Source organism: Nostoc commune NIES-4072 (genome assembly GCF_003113895.1).
Taxonomy (GTDB): domain Bacteria; phylum Cyanobacteriota; class Cyanobacteriia; order Cyanobacteriales; family Nostocaceae; genus Nostoc; species Nostoc commune.
In genome coordinates this window covers 7,006,009-7,027,134 of sequence record NZ_BDUD01000001.1, presented here as the reverse complement: position 1 = coordinate 7,027,134, position 21,126 = coordinate 7,006,009, and the positions used below count along the sequence as shown (strand labels likewise).

Genomic DNA, 21,126 nt, shown 5'->3' with positions numbered 1-21,126 from the left:
TACTAGTTCGTAATTATTGGTGGAACACCACATTACGGGAAAAAGGATTGGGTTAAAAATAGGAGTTAAATCAATGCCTTCTATATTTCCTGGAATGAACCCTTATTTAGAACATCCTGAATTATTTCCAGGATTACATCATTTACTCATTAGTGAAATTGCCAGATTTTTATCTCCACAACTGCGCCCTAAATATCGAGTTGCGGTAGAAGTGCGGATGTATGAAACAACTGACGAGAATTCCTTGCTTGTTGGTATTCCTGATGTAATATAGGACTTACGCAAAAATTGCTAAAAAGCTTAATTTCTCGAACCGCCAAGACGCCAAGAGCGCCGAGAATTCGTAGAGTGTGCGTAAGTCCTATAATAGTCAAAAATCGCCAGACTCTAACTGACTCCACGATTACAAATGTAGTAGTTGCCGCACCGACATCTGAACCTATAAAAGTCAAAATTCCAATGCCAGTGAGTATTAGGGAAGGATATTTAGAAGTACGAGAAGTAGAGACAGAGATATTAATTACTACTATTGAAATTTTATCTCCTACGAATAAACGTATAGGAAAAGGACGGCAGATTTATGAGGAAAAACGCGCACAAGTATTAGCTAGTCGCACTAATTTAGTTGAAATTGATTTATTACGTAAAGGCGACCCCATGCCAATGATGGGTAATGATATTCAGAGTCATTATAGACTTTTAGTTTGTCGTGGCGATCGCCGTCCTTATGCTGACTTATATGCTTTTAATTTACCAGATATAATTCCAGCTTTTCCCCTGCCTTTGCGTTCTGGAGATACGGAACCAGTTATAGATTTGCAGACATTGTTAAATGAGGTATATGATATCTACGGCTATGATTTGGTAGTAGATTATAGTCAACAACCAGTACCAGCGTTATCAGAAGCAGATGCAGCTTGGGCAGATGCACTGTTGCAGCATAAGGGTTTACGGTAACTCAAAATACTGTGAATTCTAAGCATATACTTATGCGATCGCAATATTACCTTAAGTTTTTCCTTAACGATTGATACATATTGCTAGAAAATTAAAGAGTAATTTTTGACATGGTTATTCTCAGAGTTCTGAGAATAACCATGTCACGAAATCACAAAGAATGCCTTACTCTACTTGAGCAAATTCGCTAGGGTGGAAAACCAAAATGTCTATACTGTCAATCAACCAACATCCCCAAGACAATCTCACTTAAGAGTTATCTTTGTAACATATCGTAAAACTATACTGAGTTTTGTCACAAATGTTACAACGCTAAACTTGGATGGGCATAGTAAGTATGCTTAATATTGCAAGAATAAAAAACAATGACAGCTACTTTATCTGGTTATCAACTCCTCGAAACTCTTCACTCTGGTAGTAAAACTGTCATTTATCGGGGACGGCGAGAAACCGATAACGTCTCTGTCATTGTCAAAACTCTCCTGTGCGAACATCCACTCTTAGAAGACATAGCTCGACTGCGCCACGAATATCAAATTATTGAGCCTCTGCAAATTCCTGGCATTGTTAAAGCCTATGAGTTAAAGAATTATCAGCATGGACTGGCTTTGGTTTTGGAAGATATTCCAGGTTGCTTGCTCCAAGAACTGATTGCAACTCAAACAACCACCTTAATTACTTTCCTCAAGGTGGGGATTAACCTAGCACAAATTTTAGGAGAACTGCACGCCCAACAGATTATTCATAAAGATATTAAACCGCACAATATTTTAATTGACCCCGATTCTGGGGAAGCCAAACTAATTGACTTCAGTATCTCCTCGCGCCTTGATAAAGAAAATCCCACCTTGAGCAATCCTAATTTGCTCGAAGGTACGCTTGCGTATATGTCACCTGAGCAGACCGGCAGAATGAATCGGGCGGTTGACTATCGCACCGACTTTTATTCGCTGGGTGTGACTTTATATGAAATGCTGACGGGTATTTTGCCCTTTCAAGCTGTTGACCCGATGGAGTTAATTCACTCTCACATTGCCAAAACACCACCCGCACCTTGTAGCGAAACCGTGTGTCGCGTTTTGGAAGATGTGCCAGAAGCGATTAGTGCAGTTATTTTTAAATTATTAGCGAAAACAGCAGAGGAGCGGTATCAAAGCGCCTGGGGACTGAAAGCGGATTTAGAGGAATGTTTGTTTCAACTTCAAACGACTGGAAAGATTGAAAACTTTGTACCGGGAAGACAGGACAAATCTGGGCATTTTTTGATTCCGCAAAAGCTATACGGACGCGAAGCAGAAGTAGCAACATTGATGGCTGCATTTAAGCGTGTGGCAGGTGGTAGCAGCGAACTCATGCTCGTCTCTGGTTATTCAGGAATTGGAAAGACGAGTGTTGTCAATGAAGTTCATAAACCGATTGTGGGAGCAAGGGGTTATTTCATTGCAGGCAAGTTTGACCAGTTCAAGCGCAATATTCCTTATGCATCCTTGATTCAAGCATTCCAATCCTTGATTGGGCAATTACTTACCGAAAGCGAAGCTCAAATCCAAATTTGGAAAGAGAAACTTCTAACTGCATTAGCAGAGAATGGGCAAGTCATTATTGATGTGATTCCCGAAGTCGAACTAATTATTGGAACTGTGCCACCCGTAACACAACTGGGTACGGCTGAATCTCAAAATCGTTTCAATCGCGTTTTTGGGCAATTCATTGGCGTATTCACAAGCCAAGACCATCCTTTGGTTGTGTTTCTCGATGATTTGCAGTGGGCAGATTCGGCATCGCTGAACTTAATTGAGCTATTGATGACAGATAGCGAGCGCAAATATTTATTGTTAGTCGGCGCGTATCGGGATAATGAAGTATCGCCCACCCATCCGCTTATGATGAGTTTGGACAAGATTCAATCTTCTGGTGCAGTGGTAGATAACATCGTCTTGTCACCATTGCAGTTAACGGATGTGGAAACGTTAATTAGCGATACGTTGAATGACACAGAAGCCAGCAAGCCACTAGCAGAATTACTATTCCACAAAACTGGAGGAAACCCTTTCTTCTTAACACAACTGCTGAAAACTCTACATCAAGAAGACTTGTTAACGTATGAGTTCCATTCAGGAGTATGGCAGTGGAATATCCAACATATTCAAGCGATCGGTCTTACTGACCTAAATGTAGTTGAACTGACGGCGAGAAATATTCGTAAACTGTCTCTAGAAACGCAAGAAGTACTTAAACTAGCTGCTTGTATTGGCAACACGTTCAATCTGGATGTATTAGCGATCGTTAACGAAGCATCTTCTTTAACGACTGCGGCGCAATTGTGGTCAGCCCTGCAAGCTGGGTTAATTCTGCCATTAAATCAGGATTACAAAATTCCCTTAGCATTTAATCAGGAGAATTCAGGCAGCGTTACCTTAACTGATGTCAAGGTTGATTACAAATTTTTACATGACCGAGTGCAGCAAGCAGCGTATTCTCTAATTCCCGATGAGCAGAAGAAAGCAACACATCTAAAAATTGGTCAATTACTGCTGCTAAATACTACATCAGAAGAACGCAAAGAAAATATATTTGCTTTAGTTAATCAACTCAATTACGGTGCTGATTTACTGATATTTGAAACAGAAAAATATGAATTTGCTGAACTCAATTTAATTGCAGGTAAAAGAGCGAAAGCAGCTACAGCACACGATTCTGCCGTTAAATATTTGCAAGTTGGTTTAGGATTGTTAGCAGAAGATAGTTGGCACACTCAGTATGACCTAACATTAGCACTGCATGAGGAAGCAGCAGAAGCAGCTTTTTTGAACGGTGATTTTGAAGGAATGCAGAGGTTCGTCGAGATAGTACAAAACTGCGCCAAAACGCTGCTGGACAAAGTGAATGTCTATGAAGTCCAGATCCAAGCTTACATAGGGCAAAACAGGCTGCTAGAAGCAGTTAATACGGGACTAAAAGTTTTAAAGCTCTTAGGGGTGGAGTTTCCCCAAGAGCCTAACCCATCAGATATTGGGCAGGCATTAGGGGAAACTGCGGCAATTTTGAGTGGAAAGCGAATTGAGGATTTAATTGACCTGTCTCAAATGAGCGATCGCTATAAATTAGCAGCCATGAGGCTGATGTCAAGTATCTTTGCTCCTGCATACATGGCTGCGCCAGCACTGGTTCCATTGACGGTGTGCAAACAAGTAAATTTATCCGTTCAATATGGTAATGCTTCTGTCTCTCCCTTTGCTTATGCCAATTATGGTCTTCTTCTTTGCGGAGTTGTAGGAGATATTGATTCAGGTTATCAGTTTGGTCAATTGGCTTTAACTCTAGTGTCAAAGTTAAATGCTCAAGAAATCAAAGCCAAGACACTCCTGATAGTAAATACATTTATCCGACCTTGGAAAGATCATCTGAGAGAAACCTTAGAACCTTTTGTGTCAGTTTACTCTAGCGGACTAGAGACAGGTGATTTAGAATTTGCTGCTTATGGTCTACTAATGTACTCTTATCTCGCTTACTTTAGCGGCAAAGAACTGACTGTCCTTGAAAAAGAGATGGCAATCAATAGAGATGCTATTCATAAAATCAAGCAAGAAACACCGCTTCATTATCTAGAAACCTATCGGCAGGCTACATTAAATCTGCTCGGAAAAAGTGAAAATCCCTGCCTTCTAAAGGGTGAAGCCTGCGATGAGCAGATTGGGTTTCAATTGCACGAGCAAGCGAACGACAGATTGGGAGTTGCCTACATATATTGGAACAAACTTTTACTTAGTTACTGGTTTGAAAATTACTCAGAAGCGATTGAAAATACTGTTATAGCAGAGAAATATTTGGACGCAGTGATAGGATTGCCTGTTGTTCCTCTATTCCATTTTTACGATTCTTTAGTACAGCTAGCAGTGTATTTCGATCGCCAAGAGTCAGAGCAAAAGGCGATTCTCGATCGCGTCCAAGCTAATCAAGAAAAAATGCAAAAATGGGCGCATCATGCCCCGATAAATCATTTACACAAATTTTATCTAGTAGAGGCAGAACGGCATCGTGTTTCAGGGGAAAAAATCGAAGCCATCGAGATGTACGATCGCGCGATCGCACTTGCCAAAGAAAACGAGTACATCAACGAAGAAGCACTTGCTCACGAACTCGCTGCCAAATTCTATTTGTCATGGGGTAAAGAAGCGATCGCCCGCACCTACATGACAAATGCTTACTACGCCTATGGCAATTGGGGAGCGATCGCTAAAGTCAAAGATTTAGAAGCACGCTATCCCCAATTGATTGTGCAATCAAATACAGAAAAACTAGAAACGAATTACCTGCAAACTATTCAAACAAGCTCTACGACTACCGCAGGCGGTCAAATTCTCGACTTGATCACGGTGATGAAAGCTTCACAAGTCTTGTCAGAAGAAATGGTGCTGAGTCGCTTGCTCGAAAAATTGCTGAAAAATGTCATCGAAAATGCTGGCGCTCAACAAGGTTACTTTATTGCTAAACACAAGAATAAATGGATGCTAGAAGCAACGGGAATAGTTGTAGGTAAGGAGGTTAGTGTTGTTGTTAACGCAGAAGATAAAACTGATTCACCCTTACTCCCAGTTGCCTTATTCAATTATGTCGAAAGAACCAGAAAGAATCTGGTTTTAGGTAATGCTGTTAAAGACTCTCGTTTTGCTGCTGATGCTTATATCACCACTTACCAATCTAAGTCCATTTTGTGTTTACCATTGATTCACTCTGGCAAGTTTACTGGTATTCTTTATCTGGAAAATAATCTCATTTCTGATGCGTTTACCCCAGAACGGGTAAATGTGCTGAGTTTGTTGATAGCACAAATTTCGATTGCGATCGACAACGCCCGTCTCTACACCAATCTGCAAGCTTACTCAGAACAACTGGAAGCAAAATCACAAGAACTCGAAGCTAATAATGAAGCTTTGCAAGCATCCGAAAGGCGAGAGCGAGAAAAAGCGGAGCAACTCGAAAAATCTTTGCATAAATTGCAACAAACTCAGGCTCATCTTGTGCAAACTGAGAAAATGTCAAGCTTAGGGCAACTAGTAGCTGGCGTTGCCCACGAAATCAACAATCCAGTCAATTTTATCTTTGGCAACCTAACTCATGCCAACGGCTACACTCAAGATGTGCTGGGATTGCTGGAACTTTACCAGAAACATTACCCATCTCCCCATCCAGAGATTCAGCAAGAAGCGGAGGCGATCGATTTAAATTTCCTGCTGGAAGACCTGCCTAAGCTACTGTCTTCCATGCGGGTTGGAGCAGACCGAATTCGGCAAATTGTCGCTTCCCTACGAACCTTTTCACGTATGGACGAAGCCGAGATTAAAGCCGTTAATATTCATGAGGGAATTGACAGTACTATCATGATTCTGCAACATCGCCTCAAAGCAAAGTCAGATCGTGTCGGTATCGAGTTGATTAAACACTATGGCAACTTGCCCCAAGTGGAATGCTATGCAGGACAGCTAAATCAAGTGTTTATGAATGTGTTGAGCAATGCGATCGATGCTTTAGAAGAGTCATTAGCAGACAATCAAGGACAAATAACAACTCCAACTATTACTATTTACACTGAACAAATTGATGCTCATCAAGTCGAAATTCGGATTGCAGACAATGGTCTAGGTATACCAGAGTCCGTTCGGCAACGTCTATTTGATCCTTTCTTCACTACAAAACCTGTGGGCAAAGGCACAGGTATGGGTTTGTCAATTAGCTACCAAATCGTCACTGAAAAACATGGTGGTTCACTCTCTTGCACCTCAGAACCCGGCGAGGGAGCGGAGTTTCAAATCCGCATTCCAGTTTACCAGGAAATCAGCAAGAACTTTGCTACTGATGTCTAAGGTCTTTAACGTTCTTGGCAACTTTTGATGATGGAAAGTTACGCGCTTTAAGGCAGCAGGATTAATTTCATCGGTTCATAGTTGGTGCTTTAGCAAAGCCCCAACTACAAACAATTGAGTAATTAATTTGCTACTCGCGCCACACTACTTAGAACGATATAAATTTGCTTGAGGAATAAAAGAGAAACGTGTCAGCACATCATCGATAAATGTAAATCTAGTAGAAGCATCTGTATTGAGCGTAGCGTACACAAAGTCTACAACCTTCTGTTGCTTAAACACTGAAGGTTGTAGAAAAGTAGGCTGACCATAAATCGATATCACCTGCTGCGGGTTCATGCCAACTCGGATACGTTGGGAGACAGACCCGCTTTTTGGCATGGCTGGTTCTGCTGGCAATATTACTCCCAGAATTTTGACTGGAGTTTCCAATCCGACATTCATAGCCTCCACCCGGCCATCTGTGAGAATTATATTTACTGGTAGTTGACCATCTTTTGCGTATGTGAGTCGCTCAAGTTTGTAAATAGAAATGTCATTACGTTGCTCAGACAAAGGCTCACCCATTAATTTCAGAACCTCTTGACGACTCATGCCAATTTTAATGCCCTGAGCAAAAGCAGGAACATCATTAGTAGTTATGGTTTTGACTTCGCAAGCAATACCTGATAAATAACCATCAATTATTGAGACTTTAGTGATAACTGGCTCTTGGCGATAATTCAGGATTTGAATGTGCAAATCTGAATTGGAAAACACCTTAATATCAGTTGGTTTTCCCATTACCTTTTCTACCTCAGCTTGAGTCATACCTTCGTATAACAGGCTAGATTTCAGAGGTTGACGCTTAATCTTAATATCACTAAGGATTTTCGGCAAAAAGGAAGGTTTGTTATCTCCTTGGGATTCAGTGTGAACTTGATTCTGTCTGGGGTTAGGAGTTTGAGCTATTAAGGGTGTAGCGGTAGCTGTAAGACTAAATGCTACAACGCATAGCTGAAGAGGCAATTTCACTGGAATAAACTCTTGTAATGGCATGATAGTAAATAAAGCTGTAGTTCACCTTGATAAGCACCGCTATATTGGTAATTAATAAAGGGCCCTGACTCAAAGCCCAATCACTTCAAATACATGAAGCAGATTTAAACTGTTGTGTATTTAATTTACATACACAACAGCTAATTTTGAAGGACTTCTAAACCAATGCTTTGGGAAGTTTATTTTATTTGTTTGAGGGAGCAGAATCTACCTGATTTAATGGAGCTAGAGGCCCAGAATCATTTATGATAAAGAAACTAGGGGCTGGGTTTGGATCAGAGAAAGTAGCTGGGGCGTTGTTTCCTGTTCCAGTCGGGTTAACAGTTGTTGGTGCAACAGGGCCAAGCTGTGTTGTACTACTTGCTGGGATATTGAACAGTGAATTAGGTGAATTCTGTACCACAGGAGCATTTGAAAACTGTCCGTTCGGCCTTATGGGCGCCAAGATAATCCTCTGCTTGCCAGGATTACCTGGGTCTGAACTCAATTGTGGCCCTACAGTAATGGTGGCTTTCTTTTGTACAAGGGTAGTAGTCGCCGTACCATTAGAATTAAACGACGGTGGACGACTATACACAGAAGCGGCAGTATTGCCACCGAGTGGGGAAGCGTCGTCTCTATAACCTCTCACTACTGCACTACCAATGGTATACCCCAAGGCTTCACCAGCTACTGAGTCAGAGTAGTAGTGTACACCTCCTTGTCTGCGGGAAAGGGAGGCTTCTCTACCCAAGGCAACGAAATTCTCTACTGGTTCTTCAGGAAAACATGCCGGCCCCACAGCCATAAAGACACCAGCAGAAGTGGAGTGACCAGAGGGGTAAGCCGGGTGGTAAGGTGTGGGCATTATGGGATTAGCAGCTTGAAAAGTATAATTAGTTACTTGATCCGGGCGGGGACGCAGGTACATGAATTTGTTGTACCAGGCAGCTAAAAGCCCAGCATAGATGCCTTCGTTCAGCATGGCGCTACAACGCGCTGCCAAGGGTGGACTGTATTTATAAAGTTGAACTAAATGGTCAAAATAGTAGTTGTAGTTTGAAGCAGGTGGGTCAAAATTCCAACGACTAATAACTTTGATCGTATTAGGATTGGTACGAGTAGCTGCCAATTGGTTCAATTCCCTTAGTTCATCTGCGGTTTGGGCAGAGGTATTAGAGGGCGGTGGAGGAAGGATAAACTTGTCAAATTTTCTCACCGGATTCTGGGGGATCACCCAGTTGGGAGCAGTAGGAGCAACAATCTGCGAATCGTCTAGGATTGTTGGAAACTGGGGATTCGTGAAAGTATCTTTAGGGTTAAAGCGTACATTATCTGGCTGATTAGGAACCTGAGCATGAGCTGCTGGAATGGCAGTAAAAACAAGCAGAGATATAGCAGATGCACTCTTAAGAAAGAATGAATTTCTCATTATTTTTAGTAGTATTAAATACTAAGTGTGTTCTACAAAATACTGGAGAATAATCTAAAACGATCGCTCTCAACAAAGATCACTTTGACTACTTGTAAAGTAATTATTAAGCGTATCTAGTTTAGGAAGACAGGCGGCTAGTACCGCAAGGCGGAAGTCAAAAATCAAAAGTCTTTAATTATAGGCTTTTCGGCTGTAATGAAATGGTAGGTTTATTTCCGCCGACCTGTGCTAGATGGTTTCCCAGCATAAAGATGACTTTGACTATCACAAAGCAAAATACAACATTTATTTAACTTTGTTGGATACACTAACCTAAACATAAACAGAACTGAAAAATATATATCAGTTGAGCACTTAAGATTTACTTTACAAATGATCTATCAGGAACGATTAATCAGGAACACAAAACGCTAGTAGTAACAGCATATTTGTTACCGAGGGTTTTTAAAATCTATCTTAAGATAGATTAAATTATCATTTTTTTGTGAAATATTATTGCGATTTGACTAACAATCGCATAAAGATAGCATTAAAGTATATACTTAAATAAACAGTTAAATTAAGTAATAAAATTTACATAGTATGATAAATATAGTTTAGGAGCCAGAAGTCACAAATCTTCTCGCTCCTAACTTTTTAGATATCTTCTTGCTTTTCTTAACGCACGCTAGCAGTTTCTAAGGACAAATCTTGAAACATGGGGGTGCTGAGATAACGTTCGCCAAAAGAAGGCTGAATCATCACGATTAACCGCCCGGCATTTTCTGGACGTTTACCTACTTGAATTGCAGCGCACAAAGCTGCACCAGAGGATATGCCAGATAATAAGCCTTCTTCTTTTGCTAAACGTCGTCCATAAGCGATCGCTTGTTCATCGCTGACTCTAATTACTTCATCAACCAATTCTAGGCGGAGAACATCGGGGATAAATCCGGCACCAATACCTTGAATTTTGTGTGGCCCGGCTTCACCGCCGGAGAGAACTGGGCTGTTGCTGGGTTCAACTGCGATCGCTTTAAAAGTCTTCTTACGCTGTTTGAGTACTTCTGCAACCCCAGTAATCGTTCCACCAGTACCTACCCCAGCAATGACAATATCTACTTCCCCGTCTGTATCTGTCCAAATTTCTTCTGCGGTGGTTTCCTGGTGAACCTTGGGATTAGCAGGGTTGCGGAACTGTTGCAGCATAAAAGCATCAGGAGTATTAGCCACAATTTCTTCGGCTTTGCGAATAGCTCCCCGCATTCCCTCAACGCCTGGTGTTAACTCCAAAGAAGCACCATAAGCCCTGAGCATGGCCCGTCGTTCTTGGCTCATTGTTTCTGGCATTGTCAAAATCAAACGATAGCCACGCGCTGCTGCTACCATCGCTAGAGCAATACCTGTATTACCAGAGGTAGGCTCAACTAAAATGGTTTTTCCAGGGGAAATTGAGCCAGCAGCTTCTGCTGAAAGTACCATACTCAAGCCAATGCGGTCTTTCACCGAAGCTGCTGGGTTCATCCCTTCTAATTTGACAACTATCCTTGCTACTACTCCCTCAGCTTGAGGAATCTTGTTCAGTTGAACTAAAGGAGTTCGTCCAATCAGTTCTGTTATGTCTTGAGCAATCCGCATTATTTAACTCCTAAAATCCTAAATCTTAGTACAGAGTATTTACTTATAACAATAAGCTCTTGTGTATTTTATTTGCAGTTTAGTCTCAATGAGTGCATATACTATGTATTCTAACTAAATCACAAAATATGAAAGTTTAGGAAGAACCTTTATCAGATGTTCCCATTAATTCTCACTTCAGCAGAAAGCTAGATTGCCATACTTATATTTTACCATTTGTAATTGCTGACTATTGTTTATTGGGCATAAATTCTGTATCTATGCATAATTTTTACCATTATTTTTAATCTCCTCTATATGTTATGTAAATCTAATTTACTTTCATAACATTTAATTGTTTTTTCCAATTTATTAGTCTATCTTTATCAAAAGACATTGATATTGCCTTTTGAGTGCAGTTTTTGTTTGTCGAAATTTGCATCAAAAACAGTCCTTAATCATTGCCTACACTGCTTTGAGGTTGAGTGCAGAAATACCAGAACCCCACCTCATAAACACTAGAACCCCATCCCAAAAACACTAGCACCCATACCCCAATTAATTTTTGTAAGACTTATCAGGCAGGGATTACAGGCTTTGAGTACTATTCTAATGAATTTAATAATCTTAACAGGGCTAGGGTAAACTGTTTTGTGGAGAGCGGCTGATATAAATCGTATAGGATTTACGCAGAGATTCCCCTCTACCCCCCAACATTCCTGAGCGAAAGCTTAGTGAACTAGGGGGGACTTCTTAATCTCTCTTTTGAAAGGAAGATGAAATCACATTCTCTGAATCTGAGTGCGTTATACCAATTTGAAAAATGATTAAGACAGATGGATTAATTGAACCCGCAAATAAAAAGCGATTCTCAATCCAAAATCTAAAATCCAAAATGGTATTATTTCTGACTGATTAATCCTACGTTTTGTGAAAAAGTTGGTAACTTTTCAGTGGTTAGTAGTCAGTGGTAATTATAAAAATGACTGGCAACTAACGATTGTAAAACTACCATTTACACATATTTTAATATCAAACCTGTTTAAAAAGTAGAAATATATAGCTACTTAAGATAAACAGCAAAAGATATTTTCTTGCTGAGTGCATACTACCTAGCAGGGGAGAGCCGAAATGAAAGCCAAACTTTTAAATCTTCTCACAGTTTGCGTAGTTACCTTAGTAGTGCTTTCTCCAGGATTAGTAGTATTTGGCATAGTTTGGGAACGACATTTGGAGTTAGTAAAATCCCAGAACTTAGCCTGCGAAATTAACAAGACTAGTAGAAATGCTCCTATCTTGGCTTCCCAGACAGAGGGTACACATTCCCCTCAGACTAGCATCAAATCCTCTGACCGTAATGTGATTCATCAAATGCTGACTGTTGCTGAACAATATAAATTTGCCACGATCCTACAATGGTTCTTCTTGCTAACCCCTATTTGTATTGGGTTAGGGATTCTTTTTTACGACAGATATCTTGTTCATCGTGCTGCTGTTTTAAAAGAACAAGTTGAAATGTTGGAAAGGCTATGGCAGCACAGTATCGAACAGTAACTAATTCACAACTCACTAAAATCAACAAAATTACTATGTCAGAGCAACGCCAACAACTATATTTCAATCTGATTGATGAGCTACTCAAATGTCCTAATGGTCAGGAACCAGAAGTTTTGGAAAGTAAGCCAGAATTGATTGATTCTGGATTTGTGGAGACAATGTTACAAGTAGCAACTATGTTTGCCCATGAAGGCAATCAAGATGGCGCTAAGTTTTTATTTTTTGTAGCGCGTGAGCTAGCTAAAGAACTGGGTTTATACCCGGAAGTTTCCAATCCTGAAGTTGCAAATACTGAAGCCGCAAATAAGGAGTAAAAATGCTGTTGACTTCAACGGATGCGGGACAAATAGCTTTAGAACTGCTGATGGCAGATTGGAATATATCAGAAGAGAATCGGGAATGGTTTACAATATATAACTCTCGTCTGATTGGCGAGAGTTGGTACACTGTAGAATTAGGTGTAGAAGGGTTTCCCGATAGATGGTTTATTCAAGTATATGACAATGGAGTGTGTGATCCAAACTACACATTTATATCACCAATCCGTGGCTCTGAAGGATTTACGGACTTTGTAAATGTGCCGGATATTGTAGCAGAAGTCTTAGTTTGTGAACGCAATGCTCGATAATAATTAAAAAGACAAAATTTAGAATTCAATATTAAGATATGCTATTTAAATGCATTTTCTTTGAATTCATAATTTTCAAATTTGGTTTGGGGAAAAAGTTAAAGGTTAAAGGTTAAAGGTTTTTTATTTCCCCTTTCCCCTTTCCCTTTTCCCCAAAACCCGACAAGTATTGTAACTGGTTTAACCTACGCAGGTGGGTTAAGTCTCTTATAACTGCGAATTCCATTTGCCAAGTCTAATACCGCAAGGCGGAAGTCAAAAGTCACGCAAGATTGTATTCTAAACTCTTGCGCCATTTAAAATGGTATGTTTGTTTCCACCGTGCTGCACTAAGGGTTTTCAAACCAATACTTTTATATTTAAATATAAAGATGCTTTACGCGTATCTGAGGTAATACTAAACAATGTATGCCTCTTTTTTTTGTAATATTTAATATTTTATTTAAGCCTAAGGGACTTCCAAAGAATAAATTATTCCAAGAAAAACAAGAGACAGGTTTTCTCAAGAATGATAATCATTTTAAGGGGGGGGGGAAGGGGTTGCCGAAGGCAACCCCTTCCCCCCCCCTCATCTATGCATGAAGAATCTATACACTTGTCGTCTGCTTTGAAGTTAAACAGTGTAAAATTAGTATGTTTTGTAGCTAAATAAATGCTGTTATTAAAATCAAATAACTTTTGTTTTACTACAACAAATATCAATAAACCAATTACCTAAATTTGGGAAGACTTCATGAGTAGAATCGGTTAACCGCTCAATCTGTTTTTCAATTTGAGCCATAGCTTTTTTTGTAAGTTTTACCCCATTCTCATAAGTTTTGTGTACTAGCTTAACTACTGGTTGATTTCCTTTCCATTTCATAGTACTAGCAAACTTTAAAGCCGTCTCCACTTCATCTAAAATGTTGCCATTCCAATGATTCTCTAGTATTGCCCATGTCCTTTCTATCGGATTATATTTACTATGATAAGGTGGATAATAAGCTAAACGTATATTTACTTGATGCTTGTGGGCAAACTCTACTATACGTTTCATAAATTGGGTACGCCGTGAACTATTCTGCGGCCCATTATCTTGATTGAGAAGTAGGGTTTGAATATCAGAAAAACGATGCTTTTCTGATAACCAAAAATCTTCTAAAATATCAACAATAAAATCGCTTGTAACTTTCGATTCTGTAAAGTATAAAAATAGCTCATCAAGCTCTGGAAGAAATATACCGTAAGGAGTTACAGTTGTTTTTGGGTTATAATCATGGTCGTCAGCTTTCGCTCCGTCCCGGCTTTTACCCCCGCGATCAAATGAGCCAATCTTAACGCGAGCTTTTGCATCCATGCTTAGACGTAAAATACTTTTATCTTCCGAAGCATCAATATTAACTAGGTCTAATTGCTCAAAGATGGCATCAGTTTGTGGGATTTTTTTTGAGGTTGAACTTTCTTTACCCTTCTGAGCTTGTAACCTAAATTATTTAATTTGACTCGAATTGTTTCTGATGTATGTAAATTTTCATCACTATAACCATATTTTTCAATTAATTGCTTTCTGACTTCGGCTGCACTGAGTCTGCTATATAGTCTTTGACTTTTAAAACTAGGATCAGTCTGACTTTGCGAATCTACTATATTTTTTATATCTTCTAAAAGATTTGGCAAGTGTTCTTCTGCTTTATAACGCCCTTTGCCACTCATGTTATCAATACAAGTAATACCACTTTCTAATTCTCTTATTCCTTTGCGAATTGTGTCTCGATTCCATCCTAATTCTGATTGTGCAAGTCTTTGCCCTCCTAAACCTAATCCCTGAACTGTCTGTGCCATAAATTTGCGCTTTGCTGCACCTTTTAATCCAGATACAGTTTCAATCAACAACTTTTTGAGAGAATCAGTTAATACTATGTCCATCAGTTACCACACTCAAAAACAAGCATCATTATTCAAATTACTACAAAAGGGGAATGAAGGGGCTGCCGTCGGCAGCCCCTTCATTCCCCCCCCCTTTAAAATGATTATCATTCTTGCTAGTGGAATAGTTTATTTTCTGGAAGTCCCTTAATAGGCTATTTTGTCATGTTTAATTGATAAAATTATGTTATATTAAATAGCGTGATGGACGCTACAGAAATATCAGTTCCAATGATTGCTGAAGATATCTTAGCCAAAGAATTCACAAGAGTCCTCAACGAATACTACCCAAAAGTTGGAGAATTACTAGACGGGTGTTATGTGAAAGTCATTACCTGTTTCTGGGGACGACCTGCGAGACGCTTGCAATATATAGGAATTTATTGCTCTGACGAAATGATTTCCTGTGTGCAAGCCCACAAAGAAATACTCAGAGAAGTAGCAGACAACATGGGTCTAGTACAAGTAGTCTGCATGAATGCCAAACGATTATTGCGCGATCCGATGTCGAACATCAAACACAATAACCCACGTCTATGGTTGGAGTTACAGTGGGTTGCAAATTAGTCTTTGATCGCATTAATGGAGAGGAGTAAAGGTGTTTGTAGTGGGGACTTTAGTCCTCAAATATTTAAGCACGCTTAGTGCTTACTACAAACCTATCGACCACTAGAATAGCCAGCACAAAGTATTAACGCAAGTAATGAAAACTGGAATTTTCTGCAATTACGATAATCATCACCAAGATGCTCATCGTGCCATCTTTGAGCAAGTCGCGCTAGTAAAACAGGCAGAAAGTTTAGGTTTTGAGTCAGCCTGGGTGAGTGAACATCATTTTAGTGAATCCAATCTCAGCCCCTCTATGTTGCTGTTAATGGCACACTTGGCGGGGCTGACTTCAACTATCCAATTAGGCACTGCGGCGGTGTTACTGCCATTCCATAACCCGATTCGGGTAGCGGAAGATATCGCCACTCTGGATAACCTGTGCAATGGACGATTATTATTTGGGGTTGCTAAAGGCGGCCCCTTTCCCCAACAAAACAAGCATTTTGCGACACTCCCAAGTGAATCTCGTCCCAGGATGCTAGAGGCGATCGCACTGATTCAAAAGCTGTTATATGAAACTGATGTATCATTTAATGGCAAGTATTATCAATGCGATCGCTTAACAATTTATCCAAAACCATTGCAGAGTCAAATACCAGTGTATGTTGCCACTGGCGGCGATGATGGTATCGAGTTTGCTGCTAAACATTCCTTCAGCTTGATGGGTGGGCCGCCATTCTCCCTACAGAGATTGAAGGATACTGTTGCTAAATATCGAGCCTTAAATTCTAGTGGTGCGGAAAATTTCGTGCTGGCACGCTTTTTTTATGTTGGCAAAACATTTGATGAGGCAGTGAGTGAGGCATTACCTTTCATTCGCCAATTTAGCAAGAAAATGACAGCTAATTCGGCTGAATTATTACAGAATAGTGCGAATCCCAACCAAAAACCATTCGATCGCACAAACATTTGTTTCGACGAAGATTATTTGATTGAGAACTCAATTATTGGTGATGTGGAGACTTGTCGAGACAAAATCAAGAAATTTCAGGACGAATTAAATTTAGGTACGTTAGCACTCAAACCCTCGGCTTCGGATATGCAAAAAAACCTGGAGAGTTTGACGCGCTACAACCAAGAGGTGCGAAATTATGTCTTCTAAACTTTACTTGCTTCCTCCCGATGATTTACCTCCCACTGAGGTAACAAAAGAGGATGGAATGCTGCAAATGGAGCTAGAACAGTCTACTGGCAGATGCTTTTTTCTAGCTTGCGATCGCATTACGCGAGTCTTGTTGTCTAATTGTCAGTGGTATCTCACAACAAATGCTAGCATTCTAACATTAATTGTTGACTGCCCTGACTTAGTATCTTACTGGCATATAGTCAGCAATATTGCCCAGTTAGGTAATAGGTTAGAGCGGTTTGCTAGCAACGGTAAAATCCGCGTTTATCCGCCATTTGGCAAGGGGATGCCGTTTGAAATCAGCGTAAATGAAATATCAGCTTATCGAGATTGGCTTTGAGGTAAATAGAAACTGGGAATCACACAAAATATAGCTGCTTACACCTTGTACTCCTAAAGTGCAGGGTGTTGCAATTTTGGAAGAGTTTCAATATGGTATATGTTTAATTTTATTCCCCAAAAATAAGTGTTTGGGATGAGTAAGTACCGTAATAAGGCGGTTTAACAGACTAGTTAAATTTTAAATTTTTCCTTTAAAATTTCTCTAAGCACCTTGCTTGCTCTTTCTATAAAATCTTCTTCCGTCTCGCTTGCATTTGGTTCACCAATTTTTTTACTTGAAGAAGATATGACCTCTTTTGATGTTGCATATTCTGAAACTTCCTTGCTAAATTTTTCACTTTTTCTTTGTGTATCATCCAGTCCGAATAATGTAGCTGCAAGAGGTGCACTAGCTATTAAAGTAGCAGCAGTAATAGAGGATTGTATTGTAGATACATGAATATCTTCAGAGTTATTTGGAATTTTTGTATCTGCTTCCCAAAAATCTTCAAAATTAAGATTTTCTAGATTATTTTGAATGGTAGAGCCTTCTGAATGATTTTCCATATTATTCAAATTATATTGACTAAATATTTTTGTTCTCGTGCCAATGCCTGTAGTAATTACGGAATAGTTTTGTAAATTCCTTAACTATCAACTCAATTATCTCTTTTTTGAGGCTATCGGGCACTTTTTCCCATAACGAAAATAATAATTTGAAAAAACTGAAAATAAGATGAAACATAATAAAGTATAATTTAGGTTTCTTTATAGTTTATATTTAATATGCAAGACAAATATAAAAAATAATATTCATAATGACTATAGTATTTTTACTGGAACATAAAGTTAATTTTTACAGCAAGACAGTTTTAATACTTACCTAATTTAAGCCAATACAGTTCAGTTAAATATTTTTTCCTTTGCGTTCTTTGCGTCCTTCTCTACGAGACACTGCCCGTTCACGTAGTGTCTCGCAGAGAAGGCGGTTCGTCAAAAAAAATTAACCAAGGTCAAGAAAGTCTCTGGGAGTAATTATCTGGTTTTGATATTCGGCTAGGATATTGAGTGATAAAAGGTCTTGATCTCCTGTGAGCAGAAACTCGGCGCTGGAATCTTTAGCAAGTTCTAAAAATTTATTGTCGTCTGGATCTCTACAAATGTTTACTTGAGATTTTATTTCTATAAATTTACTGTATTTTTTAACTACATCCAAAAAATCTTGCCGTTCTTCATTTGAAATATATTTATCAAACTTACGTTTGTAAATTCGTGTCTTTAATTCTTGATAAGTTTCATTGCTTTGAGCAATAAAGAATTCTTTATAGATTTTATCTAGAGCTTTACGGGCTGTTCCATCAGGACTTAGGGCAGCACTAAGTAAAACATTTGTGTCAATGACAATTAGTTTATGATTCATCGGCGAGTAGTTCTTCTAGCATTTCTTCGGTTAGTCCTTTGGCTTGAGCATTTCTGCCGATTCTTTCAAAAACACTAAGTAAATCTTCATCTTTATTTTTTGGAGAATTTCTCTTTATTTCTTGAATGAGTTCTTCTTGTTCTTGTGCTGGTAATTGTAGGACAAGATTAAGAATTTGCTCGAAGGTTAGTGGAAGTTGATAGGTTTTTTGATTCATGGTAGGTTCTGGGGTTAGTGGATAGTGACTTAGCCCACGTCTATTTTACCTGTGATAAACTAACGAGATATTTACTCATTCTTGGGCAAAGCTTATGGTAAAAGTTTATAAATTTAAACCAGGTTTTTATCCCAAAGCTTTGCCCAAATGCTGGTGTTTGCTTACGCCAAAATCGCCATTCCTGAAGGAGGCAAATCAATTCGTACAGTTGCGCGAAGGTCGTTATGATGTTGTACAGCTACAGTTTGTCCGCGCGGTGGGTAGCGTAAATATGAATCACTCCAATCACTTTTGTATAAAAAAGTCATGGTCGAGTCTGGAGGATGCATGTAAGTATCTACTGTCACTTCTGCACCGCGATTTTCTAAGCCGTTGGTATTCAGCACCATCAACACTTCTGTGTCAAATAAAGTCTGTGACCAAGCAACTAATTCGCATTGTCTGGGAATCGAGAAGGGGGAGTCATAAAAGGATGTTTCGCGCAGGTAGTGATGTCCACGGCGCAATGCTTTGCCAATTTTATCGTGACTGCTGCGAATCCGCGCGATCGCAGGTTATCAAATTGAGCTGCGATCGCTAGCGGCAGCCAAAACGGGACGATTCAGATTTGGGATGCCCAAACGGGTGAATGTTTAAAAACACTCAATCCTGACAGACCTTATCAAGGAACCAATATTACAGGCGTAACAGGAATCACGACAGCTCAAAAAGATGTCCTCAAAGCTTTAGGTGCTTTCGAGATTTGAGTCAGAAATTACGCAAACAATAGCCGATGCAATCGATGTGCAGGTCAATGCAATCGATGTGCAGGTCGATGCAATCGATATGCAGGTCAATGCAATCGATATGCAGGTCAATGCAATCGATATGCAGGTCGATGCAATTGATGTGCAGGTCGATGCAATTGATGTGCAGGTCGATGCAATTGATGTGCAGGTCAAAAGAGTTATATATCAATACAGTTCAGAATAAGCAACAAAACCCTCATGTAGAGACGCGATTCATCGCGTCTTCAACGACCAATCATCTTGTCCTCTGCTTCAACCTTAATTTTTTAGACGAATTCGACTTAATTATCTCCTCAATTTTCCATAACTTATCTCCATCGACGCGATCGGGCTAGAAACCTAAAGAACTGACACAGATGGGATTGTTGATGGTGGCGCTGGCACTGATACTCTAGTTGCCGACTACAGCCAGTTGAACAATGGTACTCCTGTTGATGTCGGATACCAGGGTCAAAATGCCATCTTCAGCCGCTTTACTGGCAATCCTGTACTCAGCTACAGCAATATTGAGCGATTTGAACTTACTGGTTCACAATACAACCAGTTACCCATTTATACCAATTATCTAACCCTGCACCAGTAATTGCCGAAACCTGAAAAATCTGAATTTGAGGATTCACCTGTACAGCATATTCTATGCACTTTTGCACATCAAAATCTAGATAAGGTAGCAAATCAATTTTAGTGATAATCATTACATCACTAGCACGGAACATGTGTGGGTATTTTATCGGCTTATCTTCTCCTTCTGTGACAGAGAGAATCACGACTTTTGCCTGTTCTCCTAAATCAAATAAGGCTGGACAAACCAAATTTCCGACATTTTCAATCATCACAACTGAATTTAGTGGCGGATTCAGTTGTTGTAAACCCCTGTCTATCATTGATGCATCTAAATGACAGCCCGTTCCGGTATTGATTTGGATGACTTTAGAACCAGTTTCTTTAATTTTTTTGGCGTCGTTAGCAGTTTCTTGGTCGCCTTCAATGACACTAATAGATAATTGCTGCTTTAAATCATTAATGGTTCGCGTTAAAAGAGTTGTTTTACCTGCACCGGGAGAACTCATTAAATTTAAAGCGAGAATATTTCGACCTTTAAACCATCCCCGATTTTGAGCAGCTAGCAGGTTATTCTTTGCCAAAATATCCTGTTCTAAGGATATCGTTGTATTGTGTATTTTGGCATGAACTTGAGACGCTTCTATATGAGTATCATGATTGTGGGAATGAGTGATGACAGTTCCATCTGGTAAAGTGTGAGTATGATTATGTTCAGCTTTATCTGTTTCCAGATTTGTAATTTTGACTTCACCATCATCAGAACAACCACAGGTTACACACATAATTCCTCTATTTCTATTTCTTTAATTTTCAATTCTTCACCAGTAATTAAATCTAATTGCACGCTACCGCAATTACAAATTCCAAATGGTTTATCTAAATAAATTTCTGCACCACATTGGCGACATCGCCCTAATCCAGGAATTTCCAAAATTTCTAATGTCGCCCCTTCTAAAACTGTGCCTTGAGTGCAAATATCAAAACAAAATCGGATAGCATCTGGCATGATGGCTGAGAGTTTGCCGATTTCTAATAAAACTCGCTGCACTTTTACGCCTTTGGCATTTTCAGTTACAATTGCCACTATATTTTGGGTAATTCCAAATTCGTGCATACTATAAA

The 21,126-nt window shown here is 39.5% G+C and carries 17 protein-coding genes and 2 pseudogenes; 9 read left to right on the top strand and 10 right to left on the bottom strand.

From position 1 onward, the window contains the following. Positions 1-73 precede the first annotated feature (73 nt). Positions 74-957, top strand: a pseudogene (locus tag CDC33_RS31605) (DUF4058 family protein). A gap of 365 nt (positions 958-1,322) precedes the next feature. Further along, positions 1,323-6,821 carry a trifunctional serine/threonine-protein kinase/ATP-binding protein/sensor histidine kinase gene (locus tag CDC33_RS31600; RefSeq protein WP_109012279.1) on the top strand — a complete coding sequence of 1,833 codons (5,499 nt, stop codon included), beginning with the start codon at positions 1,323-1,325 and terminating at the stop codon, positions 6,819-6,821. A gap of 144 nt (positions 6,822-6,965) precedes the next feature. On the opposite strand, the gene CDC33_RS31595 is transcribed toward CDC33_RS31600, so the two are convergent. The 3 genes from CDC33_RS31595 to cysK form a co-directional block, all read right to left on the bottom strand. Further along, a complete protein-coding gene (locus CDC33_RS31595) occupies positions 6,966-7,859 on the bottom strand; it encodes a hypothetical protein (RefSeq protein WP_109012278.1) in 894 nt (297 codons plus the stop codon). 184 nt (positions 7,860-8,043) lie between these two features. Further along, a complete protein-coding gene (locus CDC33_RS31590; protein ID WP_109012277.1) occupies positions 8,044-9,270 on the bottom strand; it encodes a vanadium-dependent haloperoxidase in 1,227 nt (408 codons plus the stop codon). A 660-nt stretch (positions 9,271-9,930) separates the two neighbouring features. Then, positions 9,931-10,890, bottom strand: coding sequence for a cysteine synthase A (gene cysK / locus CDC33_RS31585; RefSeq protein ID WP_109012276.1), 960 nt, complete (start codon positions 10,888-10,890; stop codon positions 9,931-9,933). Positions 10,891-12,000: 1,110 nt separating this feature from the next. On the opposite strand from cysK, the gene CDC33_RS31580 reads away from it, so the two are divergent. Genes CDC33_RS31580 through CDC33_RS31570 form a run of 3 tightly spaced genes read left to right on the top strand, consistent with a single transcriptional unit; the run spans position 12,001 to position 13,054 of the window. Continuing rightward, positions 12,001-12,423, top strand: a complete 423-nt coding sequence (locus tag CDC33_RS31580; protein ID WP_109012275.1) for a hypothetical protein — start codon at positions 12,001-12,003, stop codon at positions 12,421-12,423. A gap of 35 nt (positions 12,424-12,458) precedes the next feature. Then, complete coding sequence (locus CDC33_RS31575) at positions 12,459-12,740, top strand: hypothetical protein (RefSeq protein WP_100900566.1); 282 nt, start codon at positions 12,459-12,461, stop codon at positions 12,738-12,740. Positions 12,741-12,742: 2 nt separating this feature from the next. Further along, positions 12,743-13,054, top strand: a complete 312-nt coding sequence (locus tag CDC33_RS31570; protein WP_109012274.1) for a hypothetical protein — start codon at positions 12,743-12,745, stop codon at positions 13,052-13,054. 667 nt (positions 13,055-13,721) lie between these two features. Here CDC33_RS31570 and CDC33_RS31565 read toward each other — a convergent pair. After that, positions 13,722-14,746, bottom strand: a pseudogene (locus CDC33_RS31565) (ISAzo13 family transposase). A 417-nt stretch (positions 14,747-15,163) separates the two neighbouring features. On the opposite strand from CDC33_RS31565, the gene CDC33_RS31560 reads away from it, so the two are divergent. From CDC33_RS31560 to CDC33_RS31550, 3 genes are all read left to right on the top strand, one after another. Next, positions 15,164-15,526 (top strand): hypothetical protein, encoded by a 363-nt coding sequence (locus CDC33_RS31560; protein ID WP_181374248.1) that lies wholly within the window; start codon positions 15,164-15,166, stop codon positions 15,524-15,526. A 136-nt stretch (positions 15,527-15,662) separates the two neighbouring features. Next, entirely contained in the window at positions 15,663-16,670 is a 1,008-nt protein-coding gene (locus CDC33_RS31555; protein WP_109012273.1) for an LLM class flavin-dependent oxidoreductase, read from the top strand. Then, the gene (locus CDC33_RS31550) at positions 16,660-17,034 is read left to right on the top strand and encodes a hypothetical protein (protein ID WP_109012272.1); all 375 of its coding nucleotides are present in this window, start codon (positions 16,660-16,662) and stop codon (positions 17,032-17,034) included. The genes CDC33_RS31555 and CDC33_RS31550 overlap by 11 nt, the downstream gene beginning before the upstream one ends. Positions 17,035-17,207: 173 nt before the next feature. On the opposite strand, the gene CDC33_RS31545 is transcribed toward CDC33_RS31550, so the two are convergent. From CDC33_RS31545 to CDC33_RS31530, 4 genes are all read right to left on the bottom strand, one after another. After that, complete coding sequence (locus tag CDC33_RS31545) at positions 17,208-17,582, bottom strand: hypothetical protein (protein WP_109012271.1); 375 nt, start codon at positions 17,580-17,582, stop codon at positions 17,208-17,210. A gap of 436 nt (positions 17,583-18,018) precedes the next feature. Continuing rightward, positions 18,019-18,435: a putative toxin-antitoxin system toxin component, PIN family gene (locus tag CDC33_RS31540; protein ID WP_109012270.1), complete on the bottom strand. Its 417-nt coding sequence runs from the start codon at positions 18,433-18,435 to the stop codon at positions 18,019-18,021. Beyond that, positions 18,425-18,652 carry a hypothetical protein gene (locus CDC33_RS31535; RefSeq protein ID WP_109012269.1) on the bottom strand — a complete coding sequence of 76 codons (228 nt, stop codon included), beginning with the start codon at positions 18,650-18,652 and terminating at the stop codon, positions 18,425-18,427. Before CDC33_RS31535 ends, CDC33_RS31540 begins: the two co-directional genes overlap by 11 nt. A gap of 161 nt (positions 18,653-18,813) precedes the next feature. After that, on the bottom strand, positions 18,814-19,158 hold the full coding sequence (locus CDC33_RS31530) for a hypothetical protein (RefSeq protein ID WP_244919389.1): 345 nt from the start codon (positions 19,156-19,158) through the stop codon (positions 18,814-18,816). 277 nt (positions 19,159-19,435) lie between these two features. Here CDC33_RS31530 and CDC33_RS31525 point away from each other — a divergent pair, with 277 nt between their 5' ends. Next, positions 19,436-19,624 (top strand): hypothetical protein, encoded by a 189-nt coding sequence (locus CDC33_RS31525; protein ID WP_109012766.1) that lies wholly within the window; start codon positions 19,436-19,438, stop codon positions 19,622-19,624. Positions 19,625-19,961: 337 nt separating this feature from the next. Here CDC33_RS31525 and hypB read toward each other — a convergent pair whose 3' ends face one another. Together hypB and CDC33_RS31515 are read right to left on the bottom strand one after the other, a co-directional pair. Beyond that, on the bottom strand, positions 19,962-20,786 hold the full coding sequence (hypB, locus tag CDC33_RS31520) for a hydrogenase nickel incorporation protein HypB (protein ID WP_109012268.1): 825 nt from the start codon (positions 20,784-20,786) through the stop codon (positions 19,962-19,964). Beyond that, a complete protein-coding gene (locus CDC33_RS31515) occupies positions 20,777-21,118 on the bottom strand; it encodes a hydrogenase maturation nickel metallochaperone HypA/HybF (protein WP_109012267.1) in 342 nt (113 codons plus the stop codon). The genes hypB and CDC33_RS31515 overlap by 10 nt, the downstream gene beginning before the upstream one ends. Between the last annotated feature and the right edge of the window lie 8 nt (positions 21,119-21,126).

Coding starts and splice junctions, on each gene's coding strand:
- CDC33_RS31600 (WP_109012279.1), top strand. CDS start 1,323: ATGACAGCTACTTTATCTGGTTATCAACTCCTCGAAACTCTTCACTCT.
- CDC33_RS31595 (WP_109012278.1), bottom strand. CDS start 7,859: ATGCCATTACAAGAGTTTATTCCAGTGAAATTGCCTCTTCAGCTATGC.
- CDC33_RS31590 (WP_109012277.1), bottom strand. CDS start 9,270: ATGAGAAATTCATTCTTTCTTAAGAGTGCATCTGCTATATCTCTGCTT.
- cysK (WP_109012276.1), bottom strand. CDS start 10,890: ATGCGGATTGCTCAAGACATAACAGAACTGATTGGACGAACTCCTTTA.
- CDC33_RS31580 (WP_109012275.1), top strand. CDS start 12,001: ATGAAAGCCAAACTTTTAAATCTTCTCACAGTTTGCGTAGTTACCTTA.
- CDC33_RS31575 (WP_100900566.1), top strand. CDS start 12,459: ATGTCAGAGCAACGCCAACAACTATATTTCAATCTGATTGATGAGCTA.
- CDC33_RS31570 (WP_109012274.1), top strand. CDS start 12,743: ATGCTGTTGACTTCAACGGATGCGGGACAAATAGCTTTAGAACTGCTG.
- CDC33_RS31560 (WP_181374248.1), top strand. CDS start 15,164: ATGGACGCTACAGAAATATCAGTTCCAATGATTGCTGAAGATATCTTA.
- CDC33_RS31555 (WP_109012273.1), top strand. CDS start 15,663: ATGAAAACTGGAATTTTCTGCAATTACGATAATCATCACCAAGATGCT.
- CDC33_RS31550 (WP_109012272.1), top strand. CDS start 16,660: ATGTCTTCTAAACTTTACTTGCTTCCTCCCGATGATTTACCTCCCACT.
- CDC33_RS31545 (WP_109012271.1), bottom strand. CDS start 17,582: ATGGAAAATCATTCAGAAGGCTCTACCATTCAAAATAATCTAGAAAAT.
- CDC33_RS31540 (WP_109012270.1), bottom strand. CDS start 18,435: ATGAATCATAAACTAATTGTCATTGACACAAATGTTTTACTTAGTGCT.
- CDC33_RS31535 (WP_109012269.1), bottom strand. CDS start 18,652: ATGAATCAAAAAACCTATCAACTTCCACTAACCTTCGAGCAAATTCTT.
- hypB (WP_109012268.1), bottom strand. CDS start 20,786: ATGTGTGTAACCTGTGGTTGTTCTGATGATGGTGAAGTCAAAATTACA.
- CDC33_RS31515 (WP_109012267.1), bottom strand. CDS start 21,118: ATGCACGAATTTGGAATTACCCAAAATATAGTGGCAATTGTAACTGAA.